Consider the following 13,253-nt stretch of genomic DNA (forward strand, 5'->3'; position numbering starts at 1 on the left):
TAAAATACTCGCCAAACTTTCTAAAACTGTAGGTAATATCGGCAATGGCTGAATACGTTTATACTATGTCACGGGTGAGTAAAGTTGTCCCACCTAAACGCACAATATTAAAAGATATCTCTCTTAGTTTTTTTCCAGGTGCAAAAATCGGTGTTCTAGGTCTGAATGGCGCAGGTAAATCCACTTTACTCCGGATCATGGCAGGTATCGATACCGATATTGATGGAGAAGCCCGTGCTCAACCAGGATTGAATGTTGGCTACTTACCTCAAGAACCTAAGTTAGATGAGTCTAAAACCGTAAGAGAAGTGGTTGAAGAAGCGGTATCTGATGTAGCCGATGCGCTTAAACGCATTGACCAAGTTTATGCTGCTTACGCTGAACCCGATGCCGATTTTGATGCTTTAGCGAAAGAACAAGGTGAATTGGAAGCATTAATACAAGCTAAAGATGGTCACAACCTAGAAAACGCACTTGAACGTGCTGCTGATGCTCTGCGTTTACCTGAATGGGATGCAAAAATTGAATTTCTGTCTGGTGGTGAAAGGCGTCGTGTTGCTATTTGCCGACTTTTATTAGAAAAACCAGATATGTTGCTACTTGATGAACCAACCAACCACTTAGATGCCGAATCGGTAGGATGGTTAGAACGTTTCTTGGTCGATTATAATGGAACCGTTGTGGCTATTACCCACGACCGTTACTTCCTCGACAATGCGGCTGGCTGGATACTCGAGCTTGACCGTGGAGAAGGTATCCCTTGGGAAGGTAACTATACCTCATGGTTAGAACAAAAAGATGAGCGTCTGAAGCAAGAATCAGCTCAAGAAAATGCTCGTCAAAAAACCATTGAAAAAGAATTAGAATGGGTTCGTCAAAACCCTAAAGGCCGTCAAGCAAAATCAAAAGCTAGAATGGCACGTTTTGAAGAGTTGAATAATACCGATCACCAAAAACGTAACGAGACCAATGAACTGTTCATCCCACCTGGCGAACGTTTAGGTGATAAAGTTATTGAGGTGAAGAATCTAACCAAATCTTTTGCTGATCGAGTGCTTATCGACGATCTCTCCTTTAGTATGCCCAAAGGCGCTATTTTAGGCATCGTCGGGGCTAATGGTGCAGGTAAATCAACACTGTTTAAAATGCTAAGTGGTACTGAACAACCTGATTCAGGCAGTATTGAGCTTGGTGACACCGTTCATTTAGCCTCTGTTGATCAATTCCGAGATAGTATGGACGACAAAAAAACCGTATTCCAAGAGATCTCTGAAGGTGCGGATATTATTAAGATCAACAACTTTGAAATTCCAGCACGCGCTTACTGCTCACGCTTTAATTTTAAAGGTAATGATCAACAAAAAATCATCGGTGAATTATCTGGTGGTGAGCGAAACCGTGTTCACTTAGCTAAGCTATTGAAAACTGGCGGTAATGTATTATTACTCGATGAACCAACCAATGACCTTGATGTTGAAACGCTACGAGCGTTAGAAGAGGCCTTATTAGAATTCCCTGGTTGTGCCATGGTAATTTCGCATGACCGTTGGTTCTTAGACCGTATTGCAACACATATCCTTGATTACCGTGATGAAGGACAGGTCAACTTTTATGAAGGTAACTATACTGAATATACCGAATGGTTAAAACAGACTCTAGGCGCTCAAGCGGCAGAACCACATCGGATCAAATACAAGCGCATTACTAAATAGCGAATTTGTATTTTAGTACCAAGTAGCCTCCATTAGCATAGATTAACTATGCTAATGGAGAAATCAAAGCCGTCGATCAACAAGCTGCACCAAGCATGACGGGTTATAACCACTATATACTCATTAATAATCTACATGAACATAAGAGAGCAAGTATGGATGAACGTCGACGTTTTTCTCGAGTAATTTATAATGTGCCTGCAAAGTTGCAGCAAGATCAGTGTAGTATAAACGGTTCAATCATCGATCTTTCGCTACATGGGTTACTGCTAAACACATTAACTGGATCAATTAATTCCTCACAACCTGTTGATATTACCTTTCATTTACCAGACAGTGATGTCGATATTTCTCTTCAGGCACAGGTAGTGGAAACCACCAATAGTTTCACCAGAGTCAGCATTGAACATATTGACATAGATAGTATTAGTCATCTTAAACGTTTAGTGGCGCTCAATGTAGGTGATGATCAACTTCTAAATAGAGAGATTGAACAGTTATCTGACTTAGGTGTTCATTCTTAAAAATATGTCAAAAAAAATTACGATAACCATCCCGACTTCTGGTGGGACAGAAACTTTTTTTATCGGTAAAAAAACGACTGTTACCCTTTTATCTGTTTTAATAGCTACGCCACTTTTACTTGGCCTTTCGATTAATAACCATAAAATAACGCGCAACAATGCCCAACTCGCAGCGCTCCAGACACAATCTCAAATACAACACCTTAGTTCAGAACTGAATGTCGCTAACCGAACAATTGAGCAAATTGATTTATCGATTCAAGAAAAATCGTTAGCACTTCTTCAACTCGAATCGACTAATCACTTACTCAATCAAGAATTAACAGAGAAAAGCAATCAGTTAACAACATTGAGCCAACGTATCTATGATGTTGAATCTGTCCTTGGTCTGAGTGGTACAAATGCAGAAACAGACAACTTAGACTTAGCACAAAGAGTGGATGTTGCTGCGGTAAACTCCGCAGTACGAGCGACCATGTTCCGCCTTATACCGAATGATGCCCCATTGTCTTACAAACGTATTTCTTCTCAATATGGTAGTAGATTAAACCCGATAACAGGTAAGCACCAAAAACATACTGGGATTGATTTAACTTGTAATATTGGAGAGAAAATCATTGCTCCAGCCGACGGTGTGGTGGAAACCGTAAGACCAAGTAAAAAAGGATTTGGTAATTTCCTTATCGTGAGACATTCTTTTGGTTTTATGAGTTCTTATGCTCATTTACACAAGTTTAACGTAAAAAGTGGCCAGTTTATAAGTAAAGGCGAAACTATCGCAACATGCGGGAACTCAGGCCATTCGACTGGACCGCATTTACATTACGAAGTGCGTTTCCTTGGCCGCTCTCTCAATCCTAAATACTTGATGGAATGGACACCTGAAAATTTTGACTCTTTATTTGAACAAGAAAGCAAAATAAAATGGGCACCGTTAGTTAACATTATTGATAACGTAGTACGTTTACAAGTACAACTGACTAATTCTGTCGACACTGAAAATGGACTGAACACCGCTCAAAGTGATTCATTACCAATGACTACTTCCCCTCAAATACATTGATACATAAATGCCATCGCTGACAATTTTCAGTAATGGCATTTATCGCTCCGCTTTCATTAATACATTGCTATATTTCGCTTGGTTTACCCGCCGACTTTTTGCCTCGGCCAAGCATTAGTAAACAAGGAGTTAACACTAGAGTCAGCACTGTGGCAAAGGCTAATCCACCTGCAACCGCTGTCGCTAATTGAGACCACCATTGAGTACTTGGCGCGCCAAATTCAATTTTTTGGTTAATAAGATCAATGTTCATTTCCAGTACCATAGGCAATAAACCTAAAATCGTTGTCACTGTGGTTAACATAACCGGTCTAAGGCGTTGTACTCCTGTTCTTAGTATGGCATCTTTACGACTCAAACCTCGGCTAACCAGTTGATTAAAAGTATCAATCAATACGATATTATTATTCACAACAATACCAGCCAATGCGATCACACCAATACCTGACATCACAATACCAAAAGGTTTCTGAAAGATAAGTAAGCCAGCAAACACCCCTACCGTTGAAAATAATACCGCACTAAGAATTAGAAATGCTTGATAAAAACTATTAAATTGAGTAATCAAAATCAAAGCCATCACGGCTAAAGCCACCATAAATGCTTTGACCAGAAATTCTGATGATTTTTGCTGATCTTCATTTGTACCACGAAGTGTAAACTCTACGCCATTAAGTCCCAATTGTTTTAATTGTGACTCTATCTTGGGTAATTCTAAGGCTAAGTTGTAACCTTGTTTAATATCAGCTTTAACTTCGAGTACTCGCTGCCCATCAATACGTTGAATAGTATCTTGTTTCGGCTGAGGTTTAATCTGAGCAAAATTGGTTAGTGGAATCAACCCATTCGGTGTTTTAACTCTTAATTGATCGAACTTACCGATATCGCGCTTATCTTGAGGAAAACGCACCAAAATATCCACTTCTTCTGATGCATCATCGGGCAAGTAATCGCCAATTTTTAAACCATTAGTCACTAATTGAACCGTATTGCCAACTAAAGTGGCATCCGCGGCAAAACGTCCTGCATCGTCACGCTTAATATCTATTTGCCAATCAATACCAGGTTTTGCCGATGTATCACTCAAATTAATAAATGCTGGATAAGTGTCAGCCCAATTTCTCACAATCACAGCCGCATTATTAAGCTTATCGAATTCAAGCGCAGACAACTGAATAACCAAATCATGCTCACTGGGAGGCCCGGCTTGAGGCTCTTTGATTTCAATTTCAACTCCTGAAAACTCAGATGTTCGCTGTTGTAATTCTGCAATGATCTCTTTCACAGGCCGCCGGAGCTGCCAATCTACTGGCGTTATTTGTATCTGACCAATAGCGTCATCATCTCCTCCAGTCTTTGTATAGACACTTTGAAACTCTTTGCCTCCTAGAACTACTGATTCGACTTCTCGCATCAACTTGTCTTTTTCATCGATGGAAAGATCACCATAAGAACGAACTTTAATCGTGAACGATGGAGGATCAACTTCAGGAAAAAATTCAGCACCTAAACCAGCTTTCGCATAAGTAATTCCAACACCAATAGAGAGTAAAATTGCACTCAGCAATATCTTCCATGGGTGATTAACCGCTATCGCTAGTGTTCGATAATATAATTTAGTCAGCCCTGTAGCCTTAGAAAAATCGCCATTTTGTAGTGCCACCATCTCTTGTTTACGCTGAGGGTTAATATACTGTGCTTTACCAATTAAACTGCCTAAAACAGGCACAAAAAGTAACGCCATAACGAGCGATGCTGACAAGGTTGCAATCAGAGTGATGGGTAGATATTTCATAAACTCGCCAGTCACATCTGGCCAAAATAATAAGGGAGCGAACGCCGCTAAAGTTGTTGCTGTTGAAGCAATAATTGGCCAAGCCATTCTTTTTGCCGCCTCTTGATAAGCCGTCGCTCGAGGCATTCCTTCATGCATTCGTCTGTCGGCAAATTCAGTTACCACAATGGCACCATCAACCAACATTCCTACTGCCATAATCAGGCCAAATAACACCATGATATTAATCGTTAGTCCGAATACGGCGAGAACTAAGATACCCGTCAAAAACGAACCAGGGATAGACACGCCAACTAATAATGCGGTACGGACACCTAAGATGGCAATGATGACAATGACCACCAGAATAATCGCTGAAAGGATATTGTTCTGTAAATCACTAAGCATCAACTTCACATCGTTAGATTCATCCCAAGTATATTCAACCATCAAATTGTCCGGCCAGCTGTCTAGCTCTTGAGCGCCAACGATAACCTGTTTAACCAATTCAACCGTTTCTATTATATTTTCACCCGCTCGCTTTTTTACATCTAAAACAATTGCAGATTCACCATCTAAACGAGCATAACTTTCTGGGTCTCGAAACGAACGTCTAACTGTCGCAATATCTCCAAAGGTAATCACTTGTTTGCCTTCAATCTTAATGGGCATTTCGAGTACGTCTTTCAAAGACTCAAATACAGAAGGGACTTTGACCGAGAATCGTCCATAACCTGTATCGACAAATCCTGCGGCAACAACACGATTATTTAATGCAATGAGATTGTAAATATCACTCTGATCTAAATTGTAACTTTCCATCAGTAGAGGATCGACGATGATCTCAACGATGTCTTCTCTGTCTCCTGCTATATCGACTTCTAATACTTGCTTATAACTTTCTAACTTGTCACTCAATTGTCTGGCTATCTGTACTATCGATCGCTCTGGAACGGTGCCATAAAGAACAACCGAGAGTACGGGCTGAAACGAAGCTAGAGTCACTTCATTTACCGATGGCTCATCACTATCGGCTGGCAACCTGGGCTTAGCTTGATCGACCGCATCTCTAACATCTGCCATAGCTTTATCTAGATCGGTACCGATATTGAATTCTAGGGTGACTGAAGCATGCCCTTCAGATGCGCTAGAACTCATCTCTTTAACCCCTTCAATGGAACGTAATTCTTGTTCCACAGGGCGAACCAATAATCGTTCGGCATCAGCAGGAGAAATGCCTTCATGAGAAAGGCTGACATAGATAACAGGGATGGTGATATCTGGACTGGATTCTTTAGGAATGGAAAGATAAGTGATTGTGCCTGCAACTAATATTAACAGTAACAGTGTAAGCATGGTTCGAGAACGAGATAAAGCCGCGTTAATAATCGCTAACATAGTGTGTCTCCGACTCTAATTATGTTCTGCTGCACGTTTGCTATTAATATCAAAAGCGGTCTCAGTATCAGAAGTGGCTTCAACAGACGTCGCAATAACCGCATCCCCTTCCCGAACAAAACCTTGACCAACGGTAATAATATTCGCACTCTGCCCTAAACCGGTTAGCCAAATCCCATCTTGTTCAGCTTTAACTAATTGAATAGGCGTGAATTTAACCGTATCATCTTCCACTGTTTTTACACCTAAGTTGCCACTTTCATCCAAAGCTAACATAGCTGGAGATATTTTAATTGCCTGACTTATACCTAACTCAAGCTCAACCTCAGCACTCACTCCTGCTGAAATTTTCTTCTCTGGATTGGCTATCTCTATTTCTATCGGAAACGTATTTGTTGCAGGTGAAGATAGCCTCGATATATATCTGAGTATCCCTTCAATTTTGTCACCATCAAGTAAGCGAATGTTTGCTTTTTGATTCAACTTCAGGCTTTGTATATGACGTTCACTCACATCGGCTTCAATCAACAAAACATCCAAATCAATGACCGTTGCGACTGGGTCGCCAATACTCACGAAATCGCCTAATTCAATCGCCAAATCGTCAACAAAACCATCAAAAGGTGCAGTAATTTGTGTATTACGAAGATTTAATTGCGCTTTTTTAACTAACGCTTTCGCTTCGACAAGATTAGCTTGCGCAGTGCTATAAGCCACTTCACCTTGTAATCCTTTCTTTTTTAAAGATTGCGATGCTTTGAATTCTTTATCACGAACAGACAGATTAGCTTTCGCTCGCTCTAATTGAATTTCTAGGTCGGCTTGATCTATTTGTGCAATCGGTTGGTTCTTCTTTACTTGATCGCCTTTTTGTACCATCAAAGTAACAACACGACCCGCTACTTCAGCACTCAACTGAGCTTGTCTATTGGGGGCGGTTCTTCCATAAAGATCAATTTTTTTTGCCGTAAGCACAGCCGAAAAAGTTTGGTAACGCACTTTTGCTAAAGGGATAGCAAGCTTTTCTGAAGAATGTGTATCGTTAGACGGGCTGCTATTTTCGGATTGTACACTGCTATTTTGAGACTGAAGGTGACCTTGAGATTCGTCAGCATTAAGCATTCCTATTGCTAGCCAAAAAGACAAACAGATAAGAAGTAGTAATGATATTAGCCATGGGCGTTGTGAAAAAAATCGACTTGTGCGAGCAAATGCCATAACTGAGTTCCTTTTAGTCACCCAATTAAGGCATCTGATAATCTAATCTTATTATCTTAACGCATAGAGACTTGGGTAAGAGAAATAATATACACCTGATGTAACAGATTAAAACATAAGGCTTTGCTTTCAATTTTATACAAGACTATAACTGATTTTTAAAATAATACTGATTTTTAAAATATTACTGTGGTTTAGATCAAACGCTAAACGATGCTCCGCAACCGCATGTTGTAGTTGCATTCGGGTTATTCACAAAAAAACGAGCCCCTTCTAATCCTTCGGTATAATCAACAATTCCGCCGATCAAATACTGTAAGCTCATAGGATCAACAACCAGTGTTACGTCATTATTGACAATAGTTGTATCGCCATCATTTACTTTTTCGTCAAAGGTGAAGCCATATTGGAAGCCGCTACAACCACCGCCAGTAATATAGACTCTTAACTTAAGCTCGGAATTTTCTTCTTCTTCGATCAGCGTTTTAACTCGAGTTGCTGCCGCATCAGAAAAAGACAATGGTACGTTTACTTCACTCACAAGGACCTCTCTTTTTCGTATCGTATCGGCTCTTTAATTATTGTTCATCTTATATGAGGCGATGCGTGTTATTTCAATATTTAGTAATTATCCAATACCCGACTAAATCATTCAAGTATTCTTCTCTGTCGAACGTCATTATTGTAAGCTTTTATATTTATAAGATAGATGACTATGTAAAGCAAAAAGAAACTGTATTACTAAAAAACTCATTATGAGAAAAAACATATCGCCAGTAAAACAGCACATTCTTATAACGACTGGATAATTTGGGTATTAACTTAATTATTTGACCAATTTAGACAATTTTATAAACCTATCCTGCCCAAGTTAGTTACAATGCATAGCTATTGCTTCAAGTTAGAATAACGAGGATAACATTGATGACCAGATCAGCCGAACTTTATCAAAAGGCGCAACAAACAATTCCAGGAGGCGTGAACTCTCCCGTTCGCGCATTTAATGGTGTCGGTGGCACACCTATCTTCATTCAAAATGCCGATGGCCCTATGATAATTGATGCCGATGGAAAATCTTACATTGACTATGTTGGTTCGTGGGGACCTATGATTCTGGGCCATAACCACCCGGTCATTCGTGATGCGGTTATTGAAGCGGCACACAGAGGCTTAAGTTTTGGCGCGCCAACAGAAGTAGAAGTCGAAATGGCAGAATTAGTGTCATCTATCGTACCGTCAATGGAACAACTTCGCATGGTAAACTCAGGTACTGAAGCTACAATGAGTGCAATACGTTTAGCTCGTGGCTTTACTGGTCGGGATAAAATAGTGAAGTTCGAAGGTTGTTATCATGGCCATGCAGATAGCTTACTAGTAAAAGCTGGTTCTGGTGCATTAACCCTAGGTCAACCTAGTTCACCGGGTGTTCCTGCTGATTTTGCAAAATATACGCTAACGGCCACCTTTAATAATCTAGAATCCGTTCAAGCACTTTTTGATGCTAACAAAGGTGATATTGCCTGTATTATTGTGGAACCGGTTGCCGGAAATATGAACTGTATCCCGCCTATTGACGGCTTTCATGAAGGACTGCGTGAAATCTGTGATAAAGAAGGCGCTCTACTAATATTTGATGAAGTCATGACAGGGTTTCGTGTAGCACAAGGTTGCGCCCAAGCTTATTACAACATCAAACCCGATCTAACTTGCTTAGGTAAAGTGATTGGTGGTGGCATGCCTGTTGGTGCATTTGGTGGTCGAAAAGAGGTAATGCAGCATGTTGCTCCTACTGGTCCAGTTTACCAAGCCGGTACTCTTTCTGGTAATCCAATAGCAATGGCAGCTGGCTTAGCTTGTTTAAAAACACTCATCGCTGAAGGTAATGAAGCGGCATTAGCCAGTAAAACCCAAAAATTGGCAGAAGGTTTGAAACAACGCGCGGATAAACATAATATCCCACTGCTTGTTTCTCAAGTGGGTGGTATGTTTGGTTTCTTCTTTACAGATCAAGAAAAAGTAACCTGTTACGAAGAAGTCGCCAAATGTGATGTAGAACGTTTTAAAGCCTTTTTCCATCTAATGCTTGAAGAAGGTATCTATTTAGCACCATCTGCATTTGAAGCTAGCTTTACATCTCTTGCTCATGGCGATAAAGAGATTGAAGCAACATTAGCAGCGGCAGAAAAATGTTTTGCAAAGTTAGCTTAATCGCACAACGAAACAGAGCCAATCATAGTAAGCAACAAACGACTCGATAGAAGCAAGGTAACTCATCATAAAGGGCGATATTCATCGCCCTTTAAAATACAATTTATTTGTAATAAAGACCGTTAAGCCCCATTATAAATAATCAACTCGTGACAGCCATGTAATCGCGAGGAGCTCATTAATCACCAAGTTATAACTAATCGAGAAGTGCTAATCAATCTGACATAAAAAGGAACGCCCTAATGCCAGAAAAACTTAAAATATCATCAAGTCACTGGGTATTAATTGCCGCGCTCACTGGCGCTGGTTATGCTTGTTTTCTATTACTCGAGCCTTATATTAACTCTATTGTAATGGCGTTTATTATTTCATTACTCATGTTTCCTTTACATGAATGGATCGATAAAAAAATCCCCAAACACAACAACCTCGCCTCCGTTTTATCTTGTGTTACTTTAACGTTTATTATTGTTATTCCTTTATTAGCAGTATTCGCAGCCATTGTTCAACAAGGCTCCGTTGCGACACAACAGATTTATCAGTGGGTAACGGGGGGAGGAATACAGGACTTTTTCCAACTTCCTTTAGTGGTAAAAGTGCTTTCATTAGCGAATGAATACTTACCATTCGATACCATCGAACCACAACAAATTGCAGAAAGAATAGGAAAATTCGCCACCACCTTTGGCAGTAACCTAGTAGCAATAAGCGCTAAAATTTTAGGTGATGCGACCAATTTCCTAATGGATTTCATGCTGATGCTTTTCGTTCTTTTTTTCCTTTTAAGAGATCACGACAAAATTATTCTTGCGCTACGTCATATCTTGCCATTGTCGCGTAGCCAAGAAGATAGGTTATTAGAAGAAGTCGAAAAAGTCGCAAAATCGGCGGTGTTAGGTTCGTTTCTGACGGCTATCGCGCAAGGTATTGCTGGTGGTATTGGGATGTGGATTTGCGGTTTCCCTGGCTTGTTCTGGGGAACCATGTTTGGCTTTGCCTCCTTTATCCCTATTGTTGGCACTGCCCTTATTTGGATACCGGCTGCCTTTTATTTATTTGTCACCGGTGATAGCAATTGGGCTATTTTCCTTGCTGTATGGTCGATTGGCTTTGTTGGCTCCATCGACAATATTTTACGACCCTTGCTCATGCAAGGCAGTTCAGGAATGAACACCTTAATGATCTTTTTCTCATTACTAGGCGGTATTCAGTTATTCGGCTTAATAGGCTTAATATATGGACCAATTATCTTTGCCATTTCTATTGTACTTTTCAATATTTATGAAGAAGAGTTCCATGGCTTTCTGCGCGACCAAGATCAAAGTTAGAACCTTATAAATCACTTCATCCCGTGGGCAGATTGTGCGAAAATCTGCCCTCTTTACTGCTCACGACAGCATTCTGATGGTTTCATTCGAATTCATGATGATAACTTACTGTATTTTAAACACTATTGAGAAAATTTATGTCTTATATTGCCCCTAGCCAAATAGCACAACGTCAACTCGCTTACTTTAAAGGTAAGCACGTTTTGGTTGCAGGAGAAGTTGAAGACCAATTTCCTATAGAGTTAACCAAGCATTGCGAATCGGTTTGCGTGTTTACATCCAATTACAGTTATCACCGAACTTTACAATCCAGTTCAACCATTACCAGTTACTTTGGTACAGAATTCAAACAAGAAACTCCAGTGGATATGATTTTACTTTACTGGCCAAAAGCAAAAGCTGAAGCTGAGTATCTACTTGCCATGTTGCTCGCGCATTTGGGCACGGGAACCGAAATTGTTGTTGTTGGTGAGAATCGGTCAGGAGTAAAAAGCATAGAGAAAATGTTTGCTCAATACGGTCCTATTAGCAAATATGATTCAGCTCGTCGTTGCTCTTTTTATTGGGGACGATGCGACCACCTTGCCGAACCTTTTGATATTCAACAATGGTATAAAACGTACACCTTAACGTTATTCGGTAAAGACTTAATAGTGAAAAGTTTACCCGGTGTATTTAGTCACGGTCAATTTGATGATGGGAGTAAACTATTACTTGCTTCATTGCCAAAAATGAAAGGTAAAGTAGTCGACTTTGGCTGTGGTGCGGGTGTGATTGGGGCTACTCTCGCTTTAATCAATCCAGATATTGAATTACAAATGTGTGACATAAATGCTTTTGCTATTGCCTCTTCAATACAAACCTTACAAGCAAACGGATTAACAGGTAAAGTCTTCGCTTCGGACGTTTATTCAGACACAGACAATAATTACGATTTTATTGTCAGTAATCCTCCTTTTCATTCTGGACTAGAAACCAGCTACAACGTGACTGAATCTCTACTAGCCAATGCTCCGCAGTTTTTAACAAAACGAGGCGAGCTTTTTATTGTAGCGAACAGTTTTTTAAAATACCCACCTATCATTGAGCAGGCATTTTCTAACTGTGCAACCATAAATAAAACCACTAAGTTTGCTATATATCATGCTAAAAAACGGATGAGGAAGCTTTAATCATCGTTTCTGCAACAAAAAAACTCATAGTGCAATTTATTAATATATAAAGCTCCTCAACATTTAAAGCTTATTAGCACTATGAGGTTGAAAGACTTACTACTAATGTGATTAGAGTCATTTTTTTACCACGTTATTTCATCCTTATTACAGACGATCACTTAAATTTTTAGCCGCATTCAAGCGATAATTTTTTACCGCTTCGACCCATTCTGGACGATTGATATATTTGGCGATAGCAATGGCTGGAATAACAAACAGAAACAGCGGTAGAGATTCATGGAAGAAAGTACTAGAAATCATATCTTCATGTGAAAAATGCGTCAGTACGGCCAGTACATCAAGCAACACAGCAATAGTCACTGAAATAGAAGATAGAATTAAAATTAGCCCTAAAAGATCTCTTAAGAATATTTTTGATTTGCTCATCTCTACACTCCCCAACTCACCTTTAAAAATGATACCAAGTAAACCGACTCTCGGCGCAAAATGAATTCGATACTATGTACTCTTCTATGGACCTTGTTTGCAAAGATAAGACCGTTTGCACGCACAACATCCTTTGCACTGAGGGCATTGCTTGTATGAATAGTAAATATTCATACAATCGACTCTTTTTTACTGAGCGATTATCCACCAACATACTCTTTAGGAACCAATAAAAACAGGTTCAAAACACTCAATAACAGCGAAAAATTAAATTGCAAAAATGGTGAATCAGAAAAAGTTAGTGAATGGTGTTAGATAAAAGATCTCTGGGAAATAGAACGAAAAAACAGATAAGAAAGGCATTTTATATTCAAAATATTCTATAAAATCAATAGTAAGGGTTAGTATGATCTTTTAGCTCACACTA

10 protein-coding genes are annotated in these 13,253 nt (G+C 39.7%); 6 read left to right on the top strand and 4 right to left on the bottom strand.

All coding sequences use genetic code 11. The features are described 5' to 3' along the window. Nucleotides 1-44 precede the first annotated feature (44 nt). From ettA to ACLKML_RS09495, 3 genes are all read left to right on the top strand, one after another. Nucleotides 45-1,712, top strand: coding sequence for an energy-dependent translational throttle protein EttA (gene ettA, locus ACLKML_RS09485; RefSeq protein ID WP_413285130.1), 1,668 nt, complete (start codon nt 45-47; stop codon nt 1,710-1,712). A gap of 155 nt (nt 1,713-1,867) precedes the next feature. Further along, nucleotides 1,868-2,236, top strand: coding sequence for a PilZ domain-containing protein (locus tag ACLKML_RS09490; RefSeq protein ID WP_413285131.1), 369 nt, complete (start codon nt 1,868-1,870; stop codon nt 2,234-2,236). A 4-nt stretch (nt 2,237-2,240) separates the two neighbouring features. Then, entirely contained in the window at nt 2,241-3,299 is a 1,059-nt protein-coding gene (locus tag ACLKML_RS09495) for a peptidoglycan DD-metalloendopeptidase family protein (RefSeq protein ID WP_413285132.1), read from the top strand. Between the two features lie 67 nt (nt 3,300-3,366). Here the strand turns inward: ACLKML_RS09495 and ACLKML_RS09500 are convergent, their stop codons facing one another. The 3 genes from ACLKML_RS09500 to erpA form a co-directional block, all read right to left on the bottom strand. Next, nucleotides 3,367-6,471, bottom strand: a complete 3,105-nt coding sequence (locus ACLKML_RS09500; RefSeq protein WP_413285133.1) for an efflux RND transporter permease subunit — start codon at nt 6,469-6,471, stop codon at nt 3,367-3,369. Nucleotides 6,472-6,486: 15 nt separating this feature from the next. Further along, nucleotides 6,487-7,689 (bottom strand): efflux RND transporter periplasmic adaptor subunit, encoded by a 1,203-nt coding sequence (locus ACLKML_RS09505; protein ID WP_413285134.1) that lies wholly within the window; start codon nt 7,687-7,689, stop codon nt 6,487-6,489. A 199-nt stretch (nt 7,690-7,888) separates the two neighbouring features. Beyond that, nucleotides 7,889-8,230, bottom strand: a complete 342-nt coding sequence (erpA, locus tag ACLKML_RS09510; RefSeq protein ID WP_317717668.1) for an iron-sulfur cluster insertion protein ErpA — start codon at nt 8,228-8,230, stop codon at nt 7,889-7,891. Between the two features lie 383 nt (nt 8,231-8,613). Here erpA and hemL point away from each other — a divergent pair, with 383 nt between their 5' ends. The 3 genes from hemL to rsmC all read left to right on the top strand — a co-directional run bounded on the left by hemL (nt 8,614) and on the right by rsmC (nt 12,397). Then, nucleotides 8,614-9,897, top strand: a complete 1,284-nt coding sequence (hemL, locus tag ACLKML_RS09515) for a glutamate-1-semialdehyde 2,1-aminomutase (protein ID WP_413285135.1) — start codon at nt 8,614-8,616, stop codon at nt 9,895-9,897. A 242-nt stretch (nt 9,898-10,139) separates the two neighbouring features. Continuing rightward, nucleotides 10,140-11,225 carry an AI-2E family transporter gene (locus tag ACLKML_RS09520; RefSeq protein ID WP_413285136.1) on the top strand — a complete coding sequence of 362 codons (1,086 nt, stop codon included), beginning with the start codon at nt 10,140-10,142 and terminating at the stop codon, nt 11,223-11,225. 137 nt (nt 11,226-11,362) lie between these two features. Next, nucleotides 11,363-12,397, top strand: coding sequence for a 16S rRNA (guanine(1207)-N(2))-methyltransferase RsmC (rsmC, locus tag ACLKML_RS09525; protein WP_413285137.1), 1,035 nt, complete (start codon nt 11,363-11,365; stop codon nt 12,395-12,397). A 147-nt stretch (nt 12,398-12,544) separates the two neighbouring features. Here the strand turns inward: rsmC and ACLKML_RS09530 are convergent, their stop codons facing one another. After that, nucleotides 12,545-12,826 carry a D-fructose-6-phosphate amidotransferase gene (locus ACLKML_RS09530; protein WP_413285138.1) on the bottom strand — a complete coding sequence of 94 codons (282 nt, stop codon included), beginning with the start codon at nt 12,824-12,826 and terminating at the stop codon, nt 12,545-12,547. Nucleotides 12,827-13,253 lie beyond the last annotated feature (427 nt).

The organism is Vibrio sp. MA40-2 (assembly GCF_047302445.1).
GTDB lineage: Bacteria > Pseudomonadota > Gammaproteobacteria > Enterobacterales > Vibrionaceae > Vibrio.